Genomic DNA, 21,422 nt, shown 5'->3' with positions numbered 1-21,422 from the left:
GGCGCGATGCGCCACAAGGGCCTGCCCATCCCCGAGGCCCTGGCCCACATCGAGTCCTCCGGCGACACCCGCCAGGAAGCCGCCAGCCTGATCCCGGCCACCTGAACCCGGCAACCCGAACCCCGGCAACCCGAACCCCGATCCGGGAAGCACAACGGTGGCAGGCCACCGTCATCTCCGGGTTTCGCCGCCCCGCTTCACCGCCGAACAGGGGCGGCCGTTTCCGCCCGGTCCTGCTTTCCCGGCCCCGCGCGGCGCAGGGACACCGTGGCAACCCGCGCGCTTGCCGCGCCCGCAAAAACGGCGGCAAGCGCCGCGTGGCCCTCGGCCGCCGCAGGCCCGGCAGTCCCGGCAGTCCCGGCCGACAGGTAGGCGTAGTTTTCCAGCCTGTGGGCCGCGCCGAAGGCTCCGGCGTTCCGCGCGCTGCCTGGGGCGTAGCCGTCCAGATATACGGTGACCTGGTTGCGCGTATCAGGGTTGGGAATCCCGTCCGCCCCGGGCACCGGGTCGTCCACGTGTTCCAGGTGCAGGCCGCGGACCGTCTCCGGCAGCGGCACGTTGCCCACCGGGGATCCGGTGGTGACCACGTGCTCCACCCGGTAGGCAGCCAGGACGCGGGGGTCGACGGCCACGTTGGCCGCATGCACGCCGCCCTGGCTGTATCCGGCCAGAACCAGCGCCTCCCCCGGCCGCGCCCCCACCGCCTCCAAGGCCTCCAGCGTCGCGGCGGCAACGTGCTGGCTCCCCAGCCCCAGCGCTTCGGCCACCCCGCCGGCATCCCACGGGTTCATCCCCGCTCCGCCGGTTCCGGTGCCCTCCTCCGCCTGGGTGCCCGGAAAGGTGACGACGTGCACCGGGCCGGCATCGGTCCGCACCGTGGTGACCAGCAGTGACCCGGGACCGGCCACCCCGGCCTCGGCCCGGGCCTGGAGTCCCAGCAGCGCCCCGAGGCTGCCGTCGAACGGCTCCTCCACGGCAGGCTCGGCGGCGACGACCTCCACCGGCCCCACCCGCACCCACTGCAACCCCTCGCCCGTCCTGGCCAGGGCCGGGTAGAGGCGCTCGGCGACGGTGGTGTCGAAGAGGCCGCCATGGGCCCGGTCCTGCAGCATCCAGGCCTGGGAGGCCACCGGACGCAGCCAGGGGAACAGGAACCCGGCCAGTTCCCCCACGATCACCGGCGAGCGGTTGATCAGTTCCTCCGTGGTGGCAGTGCGTGGACGCAGCCCGTTCGTTGCGAGGTCGCGGGCCAGCAGATAGGGAAGCACCAGGGCCCGGGCGTCGTTGACCGCCCGCTGCACCGAGGCCTCCGCCGCCTCGTAGACCTGCCGGCTGTGCCCCACGGCCATAGAGACCAGTCCCAGCTCCGCCCGGCACAGGGCGGCCATCGCCAGCGCCTGCTGCCGCTGGGCCTCCACCGGCAGCAGGGCCGGGTTCCCCGGCAGCGCCAGCAGGCTGCCGGCCCGCTCCCACCACTCTCCCGCCAGCTGGTGCTCGGCCTCGGCAAGGCGTCCGGCCACCCGGGCCAGGACTGCCCCGGCCCGCTCGATCTCCTCCAAGGCGAAGTCGACGCTGCCGATTCCGCCCCGCTCCGCCCCCACCCTCAGCCTCCGGCCATCAGCGGCAGGCCCGCTGACGCCAGCCCCTGCAACGCCCCCCACATTGCCTGTCCAGCCTCCGGGGACACCCCGGGCGGGACCTCAAACACCGCCGCCGCATGCCGGGCCGAAGCTCCGGTCTGTTCAATGAGCAACCCAAGCGCGTGGACTTGGGCCCGCAGCCACTCGGCGCGGTCCCGGAACGCCTGTCCGGCCGGGGATTCCCACCCGAGGGCCTCCAGCGATGCCAGGTCCCGCGCCCCCTCCTCGACAAGCGCCGCCGCCGCGGCCGCCCTACCGGCGATTTCAGCCAATACCTGCCGGGCGAAGCTTTCCGCCCCCGCCGTGCCCTCCCATCCCCTCGCGCCGAATGCCGTTGTGCCCAATGCCGCCGTGCCCAATGCCGTCCCGCCCACCACGGTCCCGTCCATCCGCCCTCCCTTTCCGGCTTCCCACGCTAGGGACGCCGCCGCAGGTGCGGGTCCGCCGGCGCCGGCCTTGGGGAGCACGTGCCGCCCGGGCGGGCCTGTGGAGGAGAATGCGGCCGCATCCGCGCGCCCGGCGGTCGTGAAAGAATGGGGACCATGGCTGAAACCGCGCGCATTTCCCTTGCTTCCGAACCCCTTGCCCTTGGTGCCTTGGACGGCCGCTACCGGGCCGCCGTCGCACCGCTGGTGGACTACCTCTCCGAGGCCGCACTGAACCGCGACCGCGTCCACGTCGAGGTCGAGTGGCTGATCCACCTCACCGGCAAGTCCGTGCTCCCGGGTGCCGGCCCGCTCACCGCCGAGCAGCAGGCAGCCCTGCGCGCGATCGTCACCTCCTTCGATGCTTCCTCCGTCGCCGAGCTCGCGGAGATCGAGGCCGTGACCGTCCACGACGTCAAGGCCGTCGAGTACTACATCGGCCGCCGCCTGGCCGGGATCGGCATCGAGCACCTGACCGCGATGGTGCACTTCGGCTGCACCTCCGAGGACATCAACAACCTCTCCTACGCCGTGGGCATCAAGGGCGCCGTCGAAAACGTCTGGCTGCCGGCCGCCCGCGCGCTGGTCGCCCAGATCACGGAGATGGCCGAGCAGACCCGCGGGATCCCGATGCTCTCCCGCACCCACGGCCAGCCGGCCACCCCCACCACGCTGGGCAAGGAGCTCGCGGTCACCGCCTGGCGCCTGACCCGCCAGCTGGACCGCATCGCCAGGACCGAGTTCCTCGGCAAGATCAACGGCGCCACCGGCACCTACGCCGCGCACTACGCGTCCGTCCCGGGCGCCGACTGGCAGGAGGTCTCCCGCACCTTTGTCGAGGGCCTGGGCCTGACCTGGAACCCGCTGACCACCCAGATCGAATCCCACGACTGGCAGGCGGAGCTGTACGCGGACATCGCGCGCTTCAACCGCATCCTGCACAACTTCTGCACCGACGTATGGAGCTACATCTCGATCGGCTACTTCGCGCAGATCCCGGTCGCCGGCGCCACCGGCTCCTCCACGATGCCGCACAAGGTCAACCCGATCCGCTTCGAGAACGCCGAAGCCAACCTGGAGATCTCCAACGGCCTGCTGGACACCTTGGGCGCGACCCTGGTGACCTCCCGCTGGCAGCGCGACCTCACCGACTCCTCCTCCCAGCGCAACATCGGCACCGCATTCGGCCACTCCCTGCTGGCGGTCTCCAACGTCGCCAAGGGCCTGGAGCGCCTGGACGTGGCCGAGGGCGTTCTCGCCGAGGACCTGGACCACAACTGGGAGGTGCTCGGCGAAGCCATCCAGATGGTCATGCGCGCCGAGGCCGTCGCCGGCGTGGCAGGCATGGAGAACCCGTACGAGCGCCTGAAGGACCTCACCCGCGGGCAGCGCGTGGACGCCGAGCGCATGAAGGAGTTCGTCTCCGGGCTGGGCCTGTCCGCCGAGGCCGAGGCGCGCCTGCTGGCGCTGACCCCGGGCTCCTACACCGGCATCGCCCCGGTGCTGGTGGACCACCTGAAGAAGTAGCGGCACAGCGTCCGGGCGCGGCTTCCGCGCGTCCGGATGCCGCAGCACTGCACGGCAACGGCCCGCACCCCCCAAGGGGTGCGGGCCGTTGCCGTGGGGCTAGAGGTCGGCGAGGACCGTGGCAGGGTTTTGGATCGCGTCCGCCACGTACCTCAGGAACCCGGCGGCCGTGCCGCCGTCGCAGACACGGTGGTCGAACGTGAGGGTCAGTTCGGTGACCTTCCGCACCGCCAGCTGCCCGTTCACCACCCACGGGCGTTCGATGATCCGCCCCACGCCGAGGATGGCGGCCTCGGGGTAGTTGATGATCGCCGCCGATCCGTCCACCCCGAAGACCCCGTAGTTGTTCAGCGTGAACGTGCTGCCGGACAGGTCCTTGGGCGCTGCCGCGCCATCCCGGGCAAGGGCGGTGAGCCGCCCGATTTCGGCGTCCAGCCCGCGCGCGCTGAGCCGGTGTGCCCCCCGGACGCAGGGGACCACCAGGCCGCGGTCCGTCTGCGCGGCAAAACCGAGGTTCACGCCGTCGAAGGAGACGATCTCCTGGCTGCCGTCCGCGGCCGTTTCGATCCGCGTGTTCAGTTCCGGGTACCGGGCCAGGCCGGCCAGCGTGAACCGGGCGATCAAGGCCAGCAGGCCCGGGGTGTTCGCAGGGTCTGCGGCCTTCAGCCCCGCGCGCAGCTCCAGCAGCGCGGTCGCGTCCACGTCTACCCAGACGGTGGCCTCCGGGATCTCCGCGCGGGAGCGGGTCATGGCTTGGGCAATGGCCTTGCGCACGCCCTTGACGGGCGTCCGGGCCGCCAGCGGCAGGCCGGTGAGTGCGTCGGACGCGGGGCTGCCGGTGGCCTCCTCCGCCGCGCCGCCGGCTTCCGGATGGGATTCCGCTGGTGCGGCAGCGAAAATCGCCGCCTCGACGTCAGCCCGCAGCACCAGCCCGTCGGGGCCGCTGCCGCGCAGGGCAGCGACGTCCACCGCGTGGTCGCGGGCGAGCTTGCGTACGATCGGGGAGACCACCAGCGGGGCGGCGACGCCGCGTTCCAGGGTGATCGCGCCGCCGGTGCCCTGGGCGGGGGCCGCGGAGTCCGCGAGGGACCCCCGTTCGCCGGGACCGGGAGCAGCGCTGAGGCCGGACGCAGCGCCGGAACCGGCAGGGCCGGCCCTGCCGGGGCCGGAAGCGCCACGCGGGCTTCGCGGGCGCCGGGTCCGTCCGCCGGCATGGCCGCCGGAGGTGCCGTAGCCGATCAGCACGTTGCCCGAGCCTTCGGATTCGACGGCGGCGGCCTCCGGGCGGGCCCCGGCCAGTTCCTCTTCCGCATACGTCTGGCCGCCGGAGGATCCGTCCAACGGGCCGCCGGCCGCGGCGGCAGCGCCGGTCCCCTCGGCGGAACCTCCACCCCCGGAACCTTCGTTCCCGGTGCCTTCGTTCCCGGTGCCTTCGCTCCCGGGGCCCTCGGCCACCGAGATCAGCGGCTTGCCCACATCGATTGTCTCCCCCGCGGCCCCGTGCAGCTGATGCACCACCCCGGCGTAGGGGCTGGGCACCTCCACCATGGACTTGGCGGTTTCCACCTCGGCGATCGGCTGGTCCACGGCCACCGGGTCGCCGACCTTCACCAGCCAGGCCACCAGCTCCGCTTCGGTCAGCCCTTCCCCCAGGTCTGGAAGCATAAATGTCTTCACGGCCATGGTTAGTCCTCCCACTGCAGGTCGTCGACGGCGTCGAGGATGCGGTCGACGCTCGGCAGGAAATAGTGCTCAAGCTTGGGGGCCGGGAACGGCACGTCGAAGCCGGTCACCCGCAGCACGGGCGCGGCCAGCGAATGGAAGCAACGCTCCTGGACCCTGGCGACGATCTCCGAGGCCACAGAGGCGAAGCCGGGGGTCTCGGCGACCACCACGGCGCGTCCGGTCTTGCGGACCGAGGCACAGACCGTCTCGTCGTCGAACGGGACGATCGTGCGCACGTCCACGACTTCGATCGAGCGGCCCTCGGCCGCGGCGGCCTCGGCCGCCGCCAGCGCCACGGGCACGGAGGGCCCGTAGGCGATGAGCGTGGCGTCGGTGCCCGCGCGGGCCACGACCGCGCGGCCTTCGGTGCGGGAGGTCCCCGCCTCGTACTCGGCGCGCAGCGCCTCCAGGTCCACCTTCTCCTTGGAGAAGTAGAGCTTCTTGGGCTCCATGAACATGACCGGGTCGTCCGAGTCGATCGCCTCGCGCAGCATCCGGTAGCCGTCGGCGACCGTGGCCGGGACGAAGACCTTCAGCCCCGGGGTGTGGGCGTAGTAGGACTCGGAGGAGTCACAGTGGTGCTCCACCCCGCCAATGCCGCCCGCGTACGGGATGCGGATGACCATGGGCATTTTCAGCCTGCCCCGGCTGCGGTTGTGCATCTTGGCCACGTGGGAGGCGATCTGCTCGAACGCCGGGTAGGCGAACGCGTCGAACTGCATCTCGATTACCGGGCGCATCCCGTTCATGGCCATGCCCACCGCCATGCCCACGATTCCGGATTCGGCCAGCGGGGTGTCGAAGCAGCGGCTGCGCCCGAACCGGGCGGTCAGCCCGTCGGTGATGCGGAAGACCCCGCCCAGGGTGCCGATGTCCTCGCCGAACATAACGACGGCGGGGTCCGCTTCCAGCGCATCGGCCAGGGCCGTGTTCAGCGCCTTCGCAAACGTTACCGGGCCCAGATCGGGCTTGGACGCGGAGGTGGCCGCAGGTTCGGGCCGGACCGCCGGGATGCCGGCGCTGCCCGCGCGGCTGGAGGCCTGGCGGGCGGCGGCCGCGGCGGCGGGGACATTGGTGGTGGTCGATTCGGGGGTGGCGGTCTGGCTCACTTGGTGTCCTCCTCGCGGGAGAGTTCGTCGGCAAGCCGGACGGACTGCTCCACCAGCTGCGGCGTGGGGGTGGTGTAGACGTAGCGGAACAGGTCCTGCGGGTCGATCGTGGCCTCGGCATTCATCCCCGCGCGCAGGGTGGCGGCGGTTGCCTCGGCAGCCGCGGCGATGCGTTCCTCCGCCGCGTCATCCAGCAGCCCGCCCTCGCGCAGGTAGGCACGCATCCGGGTCACCGGATCCTTGGCCAGCCACGCCTGGACCTCGGCGTCCTCGCGGTAGCGGGTGGCGTCGTCCGCGTTGGTGTGGGCCTGGATGCGGTACGTGTGCGCCTCCACCAGCAGCGGGCCCGAGCCGTTGCGGGCCAGCTCCACGCCGCGGTCCAGGACCGCCAGCAGGGCCACCAGGTCGTTGCCGTCCACGCGCTCGCCGGCCATGCCGTATCCCACGGCCTTGTGGGCCAGCGACGGAGCGGCGGACTGGGCCGACAGCGGGACGGAGATGGCGTACCCGTTGTTCTGCACGAAGAACACCACGGGCAGCTGGAACACGGCGGCGAAGTTCAGGGCCTCGTGGAAGTCGCCCTCGCTGGTGGCTCCGTCCCCGCACATGGCCAGCACCACGGTGTCCTCCCCGCGCAGCTTGGCGGCATGGGCCACCCCGACGGCGTGCAGCAACTGGGTGGTCAGCGGGGTGCACTGGATGCCGACCTTGTGCCTGGTGGGGTCGTAGCCCCCGTGCCAGTCGCCACGGAAGATGGTCATGGCCTCCACCGGGTCCACGCCCTTGGTCATCACGGCCACCGAGTCGCGGTAGGTGGGGAAGAGCCAGTCGTCCTCGCGCAGGCACAGCGCGGCGGCGACCTGGCAGGCCTCCTGGCCGTGGCTGGAGGGGTAGACGGCCATGCGGCCCTGCCGCACCAGGGCTGAGTTCTGGTCGTTGACGCGGCGTCCGACCACCAGGCGTTCGTAGGCGGCCAGCAGTTCGGGCCCCTCCGGCAGCGGGTACTCGTGGCCCGGGGCCGTGCCCTGTTCCGCGACCGGCCGCACGCGCCCCTGCTCATCGATGATCTGGATCTGTCCGCGCGTGGGGAGCATGTAATCCTCGGGGGTGATCCCGAAGGCCTGGGCAGCGGCGTCCGGCCGGGCGGCCGGGATGCCCGGGCGCACCGGCCCGGCACTTGATGCGGCTTGGGTCATGGCGTGCCTCCCTGTCGATGGATGCGCCGCCGGCGGTGTGTCGCACACCACGGCGGACAGCGTGTTGGACTCCAGTATGGGAAGGAGGGCGGATCGTATCCAGACGCGGCGCAAAACGTGGAAGATTGGTTACGGTCGGGTTATTTTGGTGGACAAAACATCATAAAAGGGGGCCCGGAAGTGCCACCCGTCACACCCACTGAAAGACCCCATGGAACCATCACGCACGCCGCTGGACGAGATCGACCGCCGCATCATCGCCGAGCTGACCCGGGATGCCCGGCAGTCCATCACCCTGCTGGCCCAGCGGACCCACATCTCCCGGGCCCATGCCTACTCCCGCATCCGCCGCCTGGAGCAGGAGGGAGTCATCCTGCGCTATTCGGCCATCGTCGATCCGGTGAAGTCGGGCCTGAACGCCTCCGCGTACGTGACGCTGAAGCTGCGCCAGCACTCGTGGCGCGAACTGCGCGAGCGTCTAGCGTCCATCCCGGAGGTCCAGCACATCGGACTCGTGGGGGGCAACTTCGACGTCATCCTGCTGGTCCGCGCGCGCGACAACGTGGACCTGCGCCGGGTCATCTTCGACCACCTGCAGTCGATGCCCGGGGTTTTGGACACCCAGACCTTCCTGATTTTCGAAGACCTGGACACGCGCCTGCCGGGATAGGCCCGGGACCGGCCGGGCCCCTGCACGTAGACATGGACGGGGGACGGTGGGCGGGGACGTGCACGGCAACACGCTGTTGCGGCGCTGCTCACACGGCCGAAACGCCGGCGAAACGGCTGCCTCCTAGTGTGGTGGGTACCCCGACGGCGGGGCCAAAGCGCGGCACCGGACTGCCGGTGGATGAGGAGGCGGAATGCACACCCAATGGCTGACTTTCGCGGAGGTCGACTGGTCCAATCCCGTGGGGGCAGCCCTGCGCGAGGCGCAGCAGCGCGAATTGACCGTCCTCGCCGGGGACCCGCTGCACGAACCCGGCCCGCCGCCGTCGGCCGATGACATGCCGCTTTTCCTGGTCGCCTACAAGCGCAGCTCGGGCGAACCCCTCGGCTGCGGCGGACTGCGCCGGCTGGACGGGCACACGGCCGAAATCAAGCGGGTCTACGTGGTTCCCTACGCCCGCGGTTCCGGGGTGTCCTTCGAGATCCTGAACGCCTTGGAAGCCCGGGCGGCGCGGGAGGGCTACCTGGAACTGCGGGCGGAGGCGGGATCGTTCCAGCACAACGGCCGCCGGTTCTACGAACGCGGCGGCTATTCGGTAATCCCGGGCTTCGGCCCCTATGCCGGGAACGCCGACTCGCGCTGCTACGCCAAGGTGCTGCGGCGCACCGTGCCCGTGGGCTAGGTATGCCCGCGGCAGGCATACAGCGAGGCCGATGGGCCGGGCGTATGGCCAGGAGGCTGGCGCCGTCCCGGGATCCTTCGCCCGGAATCCCCGCCCGGCTTCCTCCCCCCACGGGCGGGGCGGTCCTCACTCACCGGCGGCGGGCTCCAGCCGGACCACGATGCCCTTGGCGGTGGGCTGGTTGCTGGTCTCGGCCACGCTGTCCAACGGCAGCAGGACATTGGTTTCCGGGTAGTACGCGGCGGCACAGCCCACCGCCGTCGGATAGGGAACCGTGCGGAAACCCTCCGCGCGGCGTTCGACGCCGTCGCCCCACACACCCACCAGGTCCACCAGCTGCCCCTCTTCCAGCGCAAGCCGGGCGAGGTCCGCGGGGTTCACCAGGACCACCCTGCGGCCGCCATGGATGCCCCGATAGCGGTCGTTGTCGGTGTAGGGGATCGTGTTCCACTGGTCATGGGAGCGCAGCGTCTGCAGCACCAGGTGCCCTTCGGGCACCTCCGGCATCTGCCAGGCGTTGCGGGTAAACAGCGCCTTGCCCGCGGGAGTGGGAAAGACCCCCTCGTTGACCGGGTTGGGCAGCCTGATGCCGCCGGGGCGGACCACCCGGCGGTTAAAGTGCTGGAAACCCGCGATGACCCTGGAGATCCGGTCACGGATGAGCCCGTAGTCGCCTTCGAACTGGTCCCAGGGGATATTTGCCTTGCCGTCGAGGGTCAGGCGCGCCAGGCGGCAAAGGATGGCGACCTCGCTGAGCAGGGTCCTGGAGGCCGGCTCCAGGCGTCCTTGGGAGGTGTGCACCTCGCTCATGGAGTCCTCCACGGTGACGAACTGCTCGCCGGTGGCCTGGATGTCCCGCTCCGTGCGGCCCAGGGCCGGCAGGATAAGCGCGGTTCGGCCGCACACCGTATGGGACCTGTTGAGCTTGGTGGAGATATGCGCGGTGAGGCTGCACCGCCGAATGGCATCCTCGGTGGCATCGCTGTCCGGAGCGGCACGGACGAAGTTGCCCGCCACACCGACGAAGACCTTGATGTGTCCGTCGCGCATGCCCCTGATCGCGTTCACCGCATCGACCCCGTGGGCGCGGGGCGGTTCGAAACCGAACTCCTCCTGCAGCGAGTCAAGGAAATTGTCCGGCATCCGTTCCCAGATCCCCATCGTGCGGTCGCCCTGGACGTTGCTGTGTCCGCGCACCGGGCAGGCCCCGGCTCCGGGCTTGCCGAGGTTTCCGCGCAGCAGCAGGAAGTTCACGATCTCCCGGACGGTGGGGACCGCGTGCCGGTGTTGGGTCACTCCCATGGCCCAGCAGACGATGACGCGTTCACTGCGCAGGACGTCGTCCCCGGCCTGTTCGATTTCCGTGCGGGTCAGCCCGGTCGCGGCCAGGATGTCCTCCCAGGCGATCGTCCGGGCATGTTGGGAGAACTCCTCGAAGCCGCTTGTGTTGGAGCGGATGAAGTCGTGGTCGAGCACGGTGCCCGGCCGGGCGTCTTCGGCCTCCAGCAGGAGCCGGTTCAGGCCCTGAAACAGTGCAAGGTCGCCACCGCTGCGGATCTGGAGGAACCGGTCGGCGATCCGGACGCCGCGGCCGGCGATCCCGCGGGGCTTTTGCGGGTTTTTAAACCGCAGCAGCCCGGCCTCGGGCAACGGGTTCACGGCGATGATGCGGGCACCGTTGTTCTTCGCCTCCTCCAGCGCGGAGAGCTGGCGGGGGTGGTTGGATCCGGGGTTTTGCCCCACCAGGAAAATCAGGTCGGCGTGGTGGATGTCTTCCAGGCTCACCGTTCCCTTGCCGGTGCCCAGGGTCTCGGACAGGGCGAAGCCACTGGATTCATGGCACAGGTTGCTGCAGTCGGGAAGGTTGTTGGTGCCGAAGGCCCGGGCGAAGAGCTGCAGGACGAACGCGGCCTCGTTGCTGACCCGCCCCGAGGTGTAGAAGGCGGCCTCGTCGGGCGAGTCCAGCGCCTTCAGCTCCCCGGCCAGCAGCCCCAGGGCCTCGGGCCAGCTGATGGGCTCATAGTGGTCCGAATCGGGCCGTTTGACCATCGGCTCGGTGAGCCGCCCCTGTTGGTTAAGCCACAGGTCGGACTGCCGGTTCAGGTCGGTGACCGAATATTGGCGAAAGAAGTCGGAGGTGATGCGCCGCGAAGTGGCCTCGTCGTTGATGTGCTTGGCGCCGTTCTCGCAGTATTCGTTCCGGTGCCGGTGTCCGGGAGTCGGATCCGCCCAGGCGCAGCCTGGGCAGTCGATGCCGTCCGGCTGGTTGATGGCCAGCAGCGTCGTTGCCGTCCGCGGCACCGAGGTCTGCCCCAGGGAGTATTCCAGGGCATGGGCTACCCCGGGCAGCCCCGCGGCCCATTCTTTGGGCTTGGTGACGGTGGGGCGTTCGTCCGGCTGTTCGTGTGAAGGTCTCATTGGGCAGGTCCCTCGCTTCAGGTTTATCCGACGGGCCAGCGCGGGACCCGGCTTCTGGCCGGTTCCGGCCCCACGGGGTAGACGTGGCCGTTGCGGATCGTGCCGCGCCAGGATCCGCCCTCCTGGCCCACGCTCTCGATGAACTCTTTGAAATGGACGAGTTCGGCGTGGACAACGCGCGGGGCAAGCCCCGGCAGGTGGGCGAGGAGGCCCATTCCGGCGGGGCTGACATCCAGGCGCGCAACAACCGTGGTGCGCTCCGGGGCCGCTGCACGGAACAGCACCTTTCCCTGGTGCATGAAACGCCGGTCGAGGCTTCGCCACGCCACATGGGAATCGGGAACCTGTTCCACAATCTCCACATCGAACTCGTGCCGCAGCGGGCCACGCCCCACCACCCACCGCAGGAGGTTGGGGCGGAGCTGCTCCACATCCTTCACCAGGGCCATGAACCGCGGAAAGCTCTCGAACTGTGTCCACTGGTTGTAGGCGGTGTGCACCGGCACCGCGACGTCAATCGTCTCTTCAACAGTGTTCATCGGCTTCCCCGCTCGAGGCCCCGGGCTCCGGCGCCCGGTCGGGCGGCCCCTCCCGGGCGTGGCGAACCCGTTCTCCAACGGGCGGATTTCCTTTTCGGCCCACTCAGCACCATGGCCCCAAGTATGTCCGGCTGGTTTGCCCAGTCAAGAGGCGGCGCATGGACCGGCCACTCCCGGCGGGCCCTGCGCGCATCCGGGCCCCGGCCTTCCAGGCCGCTATTGTTCGGTACATGGCACGCGACAACGACATCACCTTCCACACCCGCAAGTGGGTCCGCCCGGAGGACCTGAACGCCAACGGGACGCTCTTTGGCGGCTCGCTGCTGCGCTGGATTGACGAGGAGGCGGCGATCTACGCGATCGTCCAGCTCGGCAACGGCAACGCGGTCACCAAGTACATGTCGGAGATCAATTTCGTGTCCTCGGCGCAGCAGGGCGACCTGGTCGAAATGGGCCTGACCGCCACGGCGTTCGGCCGGACCTCGCTGACCATGCGTGCGGAGGTGCGCAACATGTTCACGCGCCAGTCGATCCTGACCATCGAAAAGATCGTCTTCGTCAATTTGGGCGAGGACGGGCTCCCGGCCCCGCACGGCTACACGGAGATCACCTACGACCGCGACCGGGTACCGCGCGAGCACCTGCACCGCATCCAGGACAGCGCCCCGGGAATGGCGTAGGTACCCGGGCGTCCCGGCCTTCCCGCGTTCCCGCGCTCCCGTCGGCGGATGCGGTTCCCGGCCGCTCCTTGGGTAGGTAGACTGGCCTACCTGCCCAAGGAGAATTGATGGCATCCACCCAAGAGCGCCCGGGATCGGCGCGCGAGCGCCTGCTCGACGCCGCAGCGAGGCTGTTCTACGCCCACGGGATGGTGGGGACCGGGATCGATTCGATCACCGCCGAGGCCGGCGTGGCAAAGAAAAGCCTCTACAATAACTTTTCCTCCAAGGAGGAATTGATGCTCGCCTACCTCGAGGCCCGCCACGCGGAATGGCTGGACCTTTACCGGGCGCGCGCCGGGGCCGCGGCGACCCCGCGCGAGGGGGTACTGGCGGTGTTCGACGCGTACATTGACCACGCGGAGGCCGGATACGTCCACGGGTTCCGCGGCTGCGGCCTGCTCAACGCCGCCGCCGAACTCCCGGCCGGCTCGGCGGGACGCGAGGCGGTCCGCCGCCACAAGGAACAGGTGGAATCGATCCTGGCGGACCACCTGTCCGGGATCACCTCGTCCGGCCCGGCCGCCAGTGCCGCGGAGCATTGCGCCTTCCTGCTTGAGGGGGCGATGGCGCGTGCGGGGCTGGAGGGCGGTCCGGAGCGGCTCACCCACGCGCGCCGGCTCGCGTCGGCGCTGATGGACGCTCTGTGAGCCGCAGTCGGCTGGCCGGCCTCGGTGCCATCACCGCCACGTCAGTGTTGTGGGGCACCACCGGAACCGCGGCCACCTTCGCACCCGGCGCCGGCCCCCTGGCCATCGGCGCCTCGGCGCTCGGCATCGGGGGGCTCCTGCAGGCCCTGATCGCCGTGCCGGCGCTGCGTTCAGCCTGGCCTGGCCTGCGGGCCAACCTGCGCCTGGTCCTGCTCGGCGCGGCCGCCGTGGCGGTCTATCCGCTCGCGTTCTACAGCTCCATGCACCTGGCCGGGGTCGCCGTCGGCTCGGTGGTTTCCCTGGCTTCCGCCCCCTTGGCGTCCGGCCTGCTGGAACGCCTCGTCCAGCGGCGCCCGCTGAGCCGCTGGTGGATGCTCGCCGCAGCCCTGGGGATCATCGGCAGCGTACTGCTGTGCCTGTCCAGGCTGGCCGGCCCCGCGGAGGCGGCCGCCTCGACGCCGGCGGGCATGGCGCTCGGACTCGTCGCGGGCGGGACCTACGCGACCTACTCCTGGGTCGCACATCGGCTGATGGGGCAGGGGCTTGGCCGTGCCGCGTCGATGGGATCCGTCTTCGGCGCCGGCGGCGCGCTGCTCCTCCCGGTACTCCTGGCCACCGGAGGGCCCCTGCTTGCCTCGTCAGGGGCCTTCGCCGTGGCGGCGTACATGGCCCTGGTGCCGATGTTCCTCGGCTACCTGCTCTTCGGTTTCGGCCTGGCCCGGGTTCCGGCCAGCACGGCCACGACCGTCACCCTCGCCGAGCCCGCGATCGCCACGGTCCTCGCCGTCCTCGTCGTCGGGGAACGCCTCACCTCCATTGGCTGGACGGGCCTGGCGGTTATTGCCCTTGTCCTGGCCGTCCTTGCCATCGCCCCCGCCAACAGCGCCGCGCCCGCCTCCCTGGCACCGCCCTCCCCACGCGTTCCGGCCGCCGGCTGAGGACACGGGAACGGCTGAGGAAACGGGGGCCCAGGGCGGGTGCTTCCCCGCCCTGGGCCCCCGCCCGGGCGTCCGGGCAGGGGTCCTGCGCCCCCCGGAGGCTGTCGTCAGAGGGCGAACAGGCGCCGGAGGACGGCGACCACGCCGTCGTCGGTGTTGGACGGGGCGAGCCAGCGCGCGCGGGCGGCGACGTCGGGGTGGGCGTTGGCCATGGCGAAGGACCAGTGGGCGGCCTCCAGCATCTGGAGGTCGTTGGGGTAGTCGCCGAAGGCCACCGTCTGGGCGGGCGTGGCGCCGACGGCCTGCTGCAACTGCCGCACCGCTCCTCCCTTGTCCACGCCGGCGGCCATGACGTCCACCCAGTGCCGCCCCGACACGACCACCTGGTGCGTCCCGCCCAGCGCCGCGAGGGGCCCCCCGGCGAGGTCCTGGGCGCCGTCGAAATCGAAGACCGCGAGCTTCAGGACGCGGTCGCTGACCAGGGACAGGTCCGCCACGACCTCCAGCCGGACGTAGTACTTGCGGGCCTCCGCCAGGAACGCCGGATCGTCCCGTTCCACGTAGGCGCTGTCCAGGCCGCAGACCACGAGCCCGAGGTTCCTGCCGCCGCCCCCGCCGCCGCCACCGGCGGCCTGGCGGACCATCCCGATGACGCGGCGCGAGGTTTCGAGGCCGATGCCGTGGATGGCGACGGGGCGCCCCTGGTGGACCACGAGGTTGCCGTTCTCGGCGACGTAGGACAGCCCGTCGTCGAGGCCGTGGAAGATCCGGTGCAGGGCCGCGTACTGGCGGCCGCTGGCAGGGACGAACGTGATTCCGCGGCCGCGCATCCAGTCCAGGACCGGCCAGAACGCCGACGGAACCGCGCCGTGCTCATTGAGCAGCGTGCCGTCCAGGTCGGCGACGACCAGGCGGATGTCGTGCGGCCCGTCCGGCAGTTCCCGCCACGGGGCCGCCGGCACCGGTTCGCCTGAAGGGAGGGGGGCAGGGCAAGTCATTGCAGCGATGCTACGCGAGGTTCGGCCGCGCCGCCTCACCCGGCCGAGCCGCCGACGCATCCCCTACCCGCGCCGCGCCGCCTGGAACCGCACGATCCGCTCCACCGCCTCCTCCACCGCCGCGCGCCCGGCGGCCAGGGACAGCCGCACCGTACGCCGGCCTCCCGCGGCGTCGAAGTCGGCGCCCGGCACCAGCGCCACGCCCGCGGACTCCAGCAGCGCGGCGCAATACACGGTCGAATCGGCGAACCCCTCCAGTGCCGGTCCCAGGTCCGCGTAGAGGTAGAACGCGCCGTCGGCCGGTGCTGCGTCGCCCCAACCCAAACGTGGCAGCGCGTCCAGCAGCGCCACTCGGGCGTCCGCGAAGCCGGCCACGGCCTGTTCCGCTTCCGCGTAGGACTGCTCGCTGAACGCTTCGGTCGCGGCGAACTGCGCCGGTGCCGGGGGGCACAGGGCGACGTTCCCGGCCAGTGCATCCACCGCGGCCAGCAGGTCGTCCGGCACCAGCGCCCACCCCAGCCGCCACCCCGTCATCCCCCAGTACTTGGAGAAGGAGGAGACCACCACGGTGTTGCGGTCCAATTCCCATGCGCATACCCCGGCGGGGTCCGCCGCCCCCGGCTCGGGGTATGTGATGCCGTGGTAGATCTCATCGCTGACCAGGCGGGCCCCATGCTCCGCGCACCAGTCGGCAAGGGCAGACAGCTCCGTCCGGGTGACCATGGTGCCGGTCGGGTTGGCCGGGGAGGCCAGGACGAGTCCGGACAGCGGCCCGTGCTCCCGCTCGGCGGCGTCGAGCAGGTCCGGCGTGGGCTGGTAGCGGGTGGCGGGGCCGCAGTCAATCTCCACGGCCTCGATCCCGAGCGCGCGCAGGATGTTCCGGTAGGCGGGGTAGCCGGGGCGGGCCAGCGCCACCCGGTCGCCGGGGTTGAAGGCGGACAGGAAGAGGAGCACGAACGCCCCGGAGGCCCCGCCCGTCACCGCGACGTTTGCGGCGGGCACCTCGATCCCGTACCAGCGGCGGTAGTGCCCGGCGATCGCGGCGCGCAGCTCGGCGGTCCCCAGCGCGGGCGTGTAGGTCAGCGGGCTGCGCGCGGCGTGGAGCCGGGCAGCGGCGGCGGACACCCCGGAGGGCGCCCCGCCGCTGGGTTCGCCGGCACACAGCGAAACCACGTCGCGGCCGGCCGCGCGCAGCTCCCCCACGCGGGCCAGGATGTCCATGACCTGGAAGGGAGGCACCTTGGCCCGGTCGGCGACGGTGAGCGGCTTGGCCATGGGAAGCTCCTGGGACGGGGAAAGGCGGGACGGGGACAGGGCGGGGCGGGGACAGGGCGGGACGGGCGACGGACCGGCGCGGGCCTACCCGGCGCGCAGGTAGTACCGCATCGGCGCGTGCCGGAGGGCCCGGGGCAGCCGCGGGTAGACAGCCGCAACGGTCCACATCACCGCGTGGAAGACCCGCTCGCGGCGCTGGGACCAGGGCAGCCCGAACGGCTCACGCAACTGGTCCGGCAGCAGCCCGGTGGTCACCAAACGCACCAGCGGCATGGCCGGACGAAGGAACCAGGAGACCCTGCGCGAGCGCAGGACCTCCTGCGCCACCGAGCGGGTGGTCGCGTCCACCCGCAGCCGGGCCACCTCCCGCTCCCAGTATTGGGCGAAGTCCGCGCGCGTCGCCGGCCACATCCCCTCCGGCAGCTGCAGCGCCGTGCCGAGCACCGCGTATCCGCGGTACACCTCCTCGGCAACCTCCGGCGGAACCCCCGGGAACACGGCTTCGTGGACCCGCGCCGCCGAGTCGTGCAGCGTGGCCGCGACCCACAGCTGCAGCTCCGGGTCGCGGGCGTCGTAGGCGGGGTGGCTGCCGTCGTCGGCCGCGGGACCGCGCACCCCCGCATGCACCGCGTTCACCCGCGCCACCGCCGCCGCCGCCTGCTCCGGAGTGCCGGCGGTGAGCGAATAGATGTACCGCAGGGTACCGTGCAGGCGCTTCATGGGGTCCCGGGCAAAGCTGCTGTGCCGGGCCACCCCGTGGCCCACCGCCGGATGCGCCAGCTGCAGCAGGATGGCCCGGCCCGCGCCCAGCAGCGTGACCGATTCGGCCGCGATGTCCGCGATCCCGCGGACCCTGCGGCTCGCCGGCACTCCAGCCGCGGAACCTGCGCGCCGGCGTCGCACCCGGAACAGGCCTACTCGGCCGCGGCGAGCTGGCCGCAGGCGCCGTCGATCTCCTTGCCGCGGGTATCCCGCAGGGTGGTGGGGACGCCGGCGGACTCGAGCCTGTCAATGAACTCGCGCGTGACGTCGGGCTCGGAGGCGGTCCAGATGGAGCCCGGAGTCGGGTTCAGCGGGATCGGGTTCACGTGTACCCAGCCCCGGCCGCGGGCATTAAGCTTGCGCGCCAGCAGGTCGGCCCGCCAGCCGTGGTCGTTCATGTCCTTGATCAGCGCATATTCGATGGAGACGCGGCGTCCGGTGCGCTTGTAGTAGCCGTAGGCGGCGTCCAGCGCCTCATCGACCTTCCAGCGCGAATTCACCGGGATGAGCTCGTCGCGCAGCTCGTCGTCCGGGGCGTGCAGGCTCAGCGCGAACGTGAACGGGACGTCTTCGTCGGCGAGCTTGTTGATCGCCGGGACCAGACCCACGGTGGAGACGGTGATCCCGCGCGCGCTCATGCCCAGCCCCTCGGGGGCCTCGTCGACCATGCGGTGCACGGCGGCCATGACGCGCTTGTAGTTGGCGAGCGGTTCGCCCATGCCCATGAAGACGATGTTGGTGACGCGTTCGGCGTCGTGCCCGCCGTCGCGGCGCTTGCCACCGAGGCCGCCCTCGGCGATGACGCGGTTGGCCTGGACAATCTGGTCCAGGATCTCCGCGGTGGACATGTTGCGGGTCAGACCGGCCTGGCCGGTGGCACAGAACGGGCAGTTCATGCCGCAGCCGCACTGGCTGGACACGCACAGCGTGATGCGGCCGGGGTAGCGCATCAGCACCGACTCGACGAGCGAACCGTCGAAGAGCCGCCACAGGAACTTGATGGTGTCGCCCTTGTCCGTGGTCAGCCGCTTGACCTCGGTAAGCAGCGTGGGGAACATCGCCACCGCCAGCTCCGCCCGCCCGGCCTTGGGCAGGTCGCTCATGCGCTCGGGGTCGGTGGTGTAGTGCTGGAAGTAGTGGACGGAGAGCTGCTTGGCCCGAAAGGCCGGCAGGCCCAGTTCCTTGAGCTTGTCCTGGCGCTCCTTCAGGGAGAGATCCGCCAGGTGCACCGGCGGCTGGGAGACGCGCGGACGCTGGGCGAACTGGAGCTGCGGGCGGCCGTCCGGGCCCATGGCCTGCTTCCAGCCCTCGGCGGTCGGGCGGACCTGGGCGCGGCCCTCCTTGCGGGCACGCAGCTCGGAAATGCGCTTGGCCTTTGCGGCCTCCGCATGGTGGACCTCGGAGTCGTGGTGCTTGGCCGCCCGGTCAGCGCGGGCTGCCACCGCCTCCGAGGTACGGGTGCGGTGGTGCTCCGGGGCGCGGGCAGCGTCGGGGGCAGCGTCAACGGCAGCGGGGGTGTTTTTGGGGGAAGTCATCCTCTCCATTGTCCCATGCCTGTCCAGTGCCGCGCCGTGGCCCCGGCCACGTCCCCGGGACCCTGCGGGTGGAAGGCCGGATCCGGCCTCCCTCAAGGAAACCAGGCTCCCCGCCCGCCCCGGGGCTCCAGGAACTCGGTCCCGCAGGAGCCCGGGCCCGGGGCAATTCCCACGTGGCACACAGGGACTTTGCAGGCTGGCTTCCTAGTGTTGGAAGCACCTGAAAAGGTGCGAGTGATGAAGAAGGCCCCAGCTTCCCCCCGAGCTGGGGCCTTCGCTCGTTCCGCGCGGGAGAGCCGGAGCGGAAACCACCCCCGTCAACCGGAATTGGCAAAACCCGCCCGGACGCCATAGCCGTACGGGGCGCGGGAAGGCGGCAGGGCGCCTTCCCCGCCCTTCGCGCCGGCGGGCGGTGAACGACGGCGGCGCCGCCTTCCGCAGGGAAGGCGGCGCCGCCGCTGGCGCAGCATGGCCGGTCAGGCGTTGGTTCCCCCGTGCGGATGATCCAGCGAGGAGGGGCCGCGGAACCAGCGGAACAGCCCGTAGACAAACATGATGGCCCCCAGGCCGACACCAAGCCACATGGGGGTGGCCGTATCGAGGCCCAGCGCGAATTGGCTGTAGATAAAAGCCCCGAACAGGAGCATGAGCACCAGTCCGGTCAGGGAAAGGACCAGGCCTCTGCGGGGCATCGCGCGCGTATTGCCGCTGTGCGCCGGGTGGTTGAAGGAGTCGCTGGCGCGGCCCTGGGGGTTGTCCTCCATGGTGTGTCTCCTTTGTGCGATCCTAGGCCGCGTCCGCGCGGCGCTTCTCGATGTACTTGCGGAAGTTGCGCAAATCCTTCTTGAGCTTGCGGGAATCGGTGCCGAAGGTGGCCCCGAAGCGTTCGGCCGCGGTTTTGTCCTCCCACGCCATACGCACCGTGATGCGGGTGTGCGTCTCGGCAGGGTCCACCTCGTCCTGCTCCCCGGTGGCGCCGTGGAGGACCTTGCGGAACGCAGAGGAGCGGCTCTGCACGGGCTCGAAGAGCATGGTTCCCTCGCCGCCCAAGGCCCCGTCGCTGCGCCAGTGGATCAGTTCGCCGGGGCGCCGCTCAATGACGTGGGTGTCGAACTCGCGCTGTTCCCCGTGCGACTCCACCACCCAGTGGGTGGTGGAGTCGTCCACGCGGGTGACGCTGACAACCCCCTCCAAGAACTCCGGGAAGGCGTCGTAGCGCGTCCAGTGCTCGTAGGCCACCTCGGGGACGACGCCGACCTCGATGGTTTCCTCTATGTGTGCCATCCCGTTCTCCTCACTGCCTGGTCACTCGGGGGTCCCGGCTGGTTCAGCCGCGGCCTTTGGCTCCTCGGGCGCGGCAGGGGCACGGGTCCCGTAGAGGTGCCGCTCCGCAGGCACCGTCGACGCCGTGCCCGGCAGGGCCGCCGGCGTGGTGGCCTCCTCCCCCAGGAGGATGGCGGGCCGCAACTGCGGCTCGGTGGCGAAGAGATGGTGGGCGAGCTTTTCCTCGGCCTCGCGGCGGCGGCGGGCCACGTCCCGCATCCGGCTTGTCGATGTCGAGGCACCAAAGTCCTCCGGCCACACTCCACGGTCCTGTGCTTCCATGTCAGCCTCGCTCCTTGGGGAGGCGCACTCGGGGGTTCTGCGCATGTCCCATGCCCCCAGCATGCCCCTTGGAGGCGAAACACGAAAGTGTCTCCGCGCACAGTCTTGGACAGGGCCGGTTGTTCGGGACGGGGCGGCCCCGGGCCTGCCCGGGGAACCTTCCGCCCCGGGCCCGGCACCTTCAAACCCCCTCCCGCCGCGCGGCTTCGGGTGGAAAAGTCCCTTACCGGGAGGCCCGCAAAGGTGCCCTGCAGAAGTGCGCCGCAAAAGTCCTGCGCAGCGGTATTGTTTGCGCCGAAGGCGTTTGCCTTTGCGCGTCGTTCCCCCGGCGCCGCCGCCGTCCCCAGGGAGCAACCCATGGCAACCCTGCCCCCACCACATCTTCCTCCACCGCACCCTTCCGCACCGCAGAAGCAGCCCGCACCCTCCATCCGGCGCCACCCCCAAGGGGCCACCCATCTGGTGGTGATGGGCGTTTCGGGCTCCGGCAAGACGACGCTGGCCACGCTGCTCGGCGAGCGCCTGGGCTGGGTTACCGCCGAAGCTGATGATTTCCACCCCCAAGCCAACATTGCCAAGATGGCCTCCGGCAGGCCCTTGGACGACGCGGACCGGTGGATGTGGCTGTCCGCCATTCGCGACTGGATGAGCGGGCACTCCGCGCCGGAAACCGGCACGGTCGTCACGTGTTCGGCCCTGAGGCGAAGGTACCGGGACCTGCTCCGGCAGGCGGAGGGTGTGGTGCGGTTCATCCACGTCACCGGCGACCCGTCCACTATCGCCCGGCGGGTCGAGCGCCGGAGCGGGCATTTCATGCCCCCGGCACTGCTGCCCAGCCAGCTGCAGGCGCTGGAACCGCTGGATGCGGACGAGGACGGCATCACGCTGCCCAACAACACCACCCCGCAGGATCTTGCAGACCGCGCCCTGGCAGCGCTGGGCCTGCAGCCCCGCTTCCCCCGGACCGGGCCGCACGCCCGGAACTGATTCGCGGTTGCGGGACTGATGT

21 protein-coding genes are annotated in these 21,422 nt (G+C 71.0%); 7 read left to right on the top strand and 14 right to left on the bottom strand.

Annotated features, from left to right (window positions below):
- Nucleotides 1-197: 197 nt before the first annotated feature.
- Both NCCP_RS11520 and NCCP_RS11515 read right to left on the bottom strand, forming a co-directional pair.
- Nucleotides 198-1,601, bottom strand: a complete 1,404-nt coding sequence (locus tag NCCP_RS11520; RefSeq protein ID WP_149957438.1) for a hypothetical protein — start codon at nt 1,599-1,601, stop codon at nt 198-200.
- A gap of 2 nt (nt 1,602-1,603) precedes the next feature.
- On the bottom strand, nt 1,604-1,912 hold the full coding sequence (locus NCCP_RS11515; protein ID WP_149957437.1) for a hypothetical protein: 309 nt from the start codon (nt 1,910-1,912) through the stop codon (nt 1,604-1,606).
- Nucleotides 1,913-2,182: 270 nt separating this feature from the next.
- On the opposite strand from NCCP_RS11515, the gene purB reads away from it, so the two are divergent.
- Nucleotides 2,183-3,592: an adenylosuccinate lyase gene (gene purB, locus NCCP_RS11510; protein ID WP_149957436.1), complete on the top strand. Its 1,410-nt coding sequence runs from the start codon at nt 2,183-2,185 to the stop codon at nt 3,590-3,592.
- Nucleotides 3,593-3,691: 99 nt separating this feature from the next.
- Here purB and NCCP_RS11505 read toward each other — a convergent pair whose 3' ends face one another.
- From NCCP_RS11505 to pdhA, 3 genes are read right to left on the bottom strand one after another with little or no spacing between them, the layout of a single operon-like run.
- The gene (locus NCCP_RS11505; protein WP_149957435.1) at nt 3,692-5,275 is read right to left on the bottom strand and encodes a dihydrolipoamide acetyltransferase family protein; all 1,584 of its coding nucleotides are present in this window, start codon (nt 5,273-5,275) and stop codon (nt 3,692-3,694) included.
- 2 nt (nt 5,276-5,277) lie between these two features.
- Nucleotides 5,278-6,426, bottom strand: a complete 1,149-nt coding sequence (locus tag NCCP_RS11500; RefSeq protein WP_149957434.1) for an alpha-ketoacid dehydrogenase subunit beta — start codon at nt 6,424-6,426, stop codon at nt 5,278-5,280.
- Entirely contained in the window at nt 6,423-7,622 is a 1,200-nt protein-coding gene (gene pdhA / locus NCCP_RS11495) for a pyruvate dehydrogenase (acetyl-transferring) E1 component subunit alpha (protein ID WP_149957433.1), read from the bottom strand. Before pdhA ends, NCCP_RS11500 begins: the two co-directional genes overlap by 4 nt.
- Nucleotides 7,623-7,833: 211 nt before the next feature.
- On the opposite strand from pdhA, the gene NCCP_RS11490 reads away from it, so the two are divergent.
- Nucleotides 7,834-8,292, top strand: coding sequence for an Lrp/AsnC family transcriptional regulator (locus NCCP_RS11490; RefSeq protein ID WP_149957432.1), 459 nt, complete (start codon nt 7,834-7,836; stop codon nt 8,290-8,292).
- A gap of 193 nt (nt 8,293-8,485) precedes the next feature.
- Nucleotides 8,486-8,974, top strand: a complete 489-nt coding sequence (locus tag NCCP_RS11485) for a GNAT family N-acetyltransferase (protein ID WP_149957431.1) — start codon at nt 8,486-8,488, stop codon at nt 8,972-8,974.
- 126 nt (nt 8,975-9,100) lie between these two features.
- Here the strand turns inward: NCCP_RS11485 and NCCP_RS11480 are convergent, their stop codons facing one another.
- Both NCCP_RS11480 and NCCP_RS11475 read right to left on the bottom strand, forming a co-directional pair.
- Nucleotides 9,101-11,392 carry an FdhF/YdeP family oxidoreductase gene (locus NCCP_RS11480; RefSeq protein WP_149957430.1) on the bottom strand — a complete coding sequence of 764 codons (2,292 nt, stop codon included), beginning with the start codon at nt 11,390-11,392 and terminating at the stop codon, nt 9,101-9,103.
- Between the two features lie 23 nt (nt 11,393-11,415).
- Entirely contained in the window at nt 11,416-11,931 is a 516-nt protein-coding gene (locus tag NCCP_RS11475) for an SRPBCC family protein (protein ID WP_149957429.1), read from the bottom strand.
- Between the two features lie 230 nt (nt 11,932-12,161).
- On the opposite strand from NCCP_RS11475, the gene NCCP_RS11470 reads away from it, so the two are divergent.
- From NCCP_RS11470 to NCCP_RS11460, 3 genes are all read left to right on the top strand, one after another.
- A complete protein-coding gene (locus tag NCCP_RS11470; protein ID WP_149957428.1) occupies nt 12,162-12,611 on the top strand; it encodes an acyl-CoA thioesterase in 450 nt (149 codons plus the stop codon).
- A gap of 107 nt (nt 12,612-12,718) precedes the next feature.
- Nucleotides 12,719-13,300 carry a TetR/AcrR family transcriptional regulator gene (locus NCCP_RS11465; RefSeq protein WP_149957427.1) on the top strand — a complete coding sequence of 194 codons (582 nt, stop codon included), beginning with the start codon at nt 12,719-12,721 and terminating at the stop codon, nt 13,298-13,300.
- A complete protein-coding gene (locus NCCP_RS11460) occupies nt 13,297-14,238 on the top strand; it encodes a DMT family transporter (RefSeq protein ID WP_149957426.1) in 942 nt (313 codons plus the stop codon). The genes NCCP_RS11465 and NCCP_RS11460 overlap by 4 nt, the downstream gene beginning before the upstream one ends.
- Before the next feature lie 107 nt (nt 14,239-14,345).
- Here NCCP_RS11460 and NCCP_RS11455 read toward each other — a convergent pair whose 3' ends face one another.
- The 7 genes from NCCP_RS11455 to NCCP_RS11425 all read right to left on the bottom strand — a co-directional run bounded on the left by NCCP_RS11455 (nt 14,346) and on the right by NCCP_RS11425 (nt 20,413).
- Entirely contained in the window at nt 14,346-15,236 is an 891-nt protein-coding gene (locus NCCP_RS11455) for a Cof-type HAD-IIB family hydrolase (RefSeq protein WP_149957425.1), read from the bottom strand.
- A gap of 63 nt (nt 15,237-15,299) precedes the next feature.
- Nucleotides 15,300-16,511 (bottom strand): aminotransferase class I/II-fold pyridoxal phosphate-dependent enzyme, encoded by a 1,212-nt coding sequence (locus NCCP_RS11450; protein WP_149957424.1) that lies wholly within the window; start codon nt 16,509-16,511, stop codon nt 15,300-15,302.
- An 84-nt stretch (nt 16,512-16,595) separates the two neighbouring features.
- Complete coding sequence (locus NCCP_RS11445; RefSeq protein ID WP_149957423.1) at nt 16,596-17,381, bottom strand: oxygenase MpaB family protein; 786 nt, start codon at nt 17,379-17,381, stop codon at nt 16,596-16,598.
- Nucleotides 17,382-17,425: 44 nt separating this feature from the next.
- Nucleotides 17,426-18,808 carry a dual-specificity RNA methyltransferase RlmN gene (gene rlmN, locus NCCP_RS11440; RefSeq protein ID WP_225873803.1) on the bottom strand — a complete coding sequence of 461 codons (1,383 nt, stop codon included), beginning with the start codon at nt 18,806-18,808 and terminating at the stop codon, nt 17,426-17,428.
- A gap of 476 nt (nt 18,809-19,284) precedes the next feature.
- Nucleotides 19,285-19,572 carry a hypothetical protein gene (locus NCCP_RS11435; protein WP_149957422.1) on the bottom strand — a complete coding sequence of 96 codons (288 nt, stop codon included), beginning with the start codon at nt 19,570-19,572 and terminating at the stop codon, nt 19,285-19,287.
- 22 nt (nt 19,573-19,594) lie between these two features.
- Entirely contained in the window at nt 19,595-20,092 is a 498-nt protein-coding gene (locus NCCP_RS11430) for an SRPBCC family protein (RefSeq protein WP_149957421.1), read from the bottom strand.
- A 21-nt stretch (nt 20,093-20,113) separates the two neighbouring features.
- Nucleotides 20,114-20,413 (bottom strand): hypothetical protein, encoded by a 300-nt coding sequence (locus NCCP_RS11425; RefSeq protein WP_149957420.1) that lies wholly within the window; start codon nt 20,411-20,413, stop codon nt 20,114-20,116.
- Nucleotides 20,414-20,770: 357 nt separating this feature from the next.
- On the opposite strand from NCCP_RS11425, the gene NCCP_RS11420 reads away from it, so the two are divergent.
- Nucleotides 20,771-21,400, top strand: coding sequence for a gluconokinase (locus NCCP_RS11420; protein WP_149957419.1), 630 nt, complete (start codon nt 20,771-20,773; stop codon nt 21,398-21,400).
- Nucleotides 21,401-21,422: the final 22 nt, after the last annotated feature.

Source organism: Zafaria cholistanensis, from assembly GCF_008580665.1.
GTDB lineage: Bacteria > Actinomycetota > Actinomycetes > Actinomycetales > Micrococcaceae > Zafaria > Zafaria cholistanensis.
This window is presented reverse-complemented; position numbering and strand designations above follow the sequence as displayed.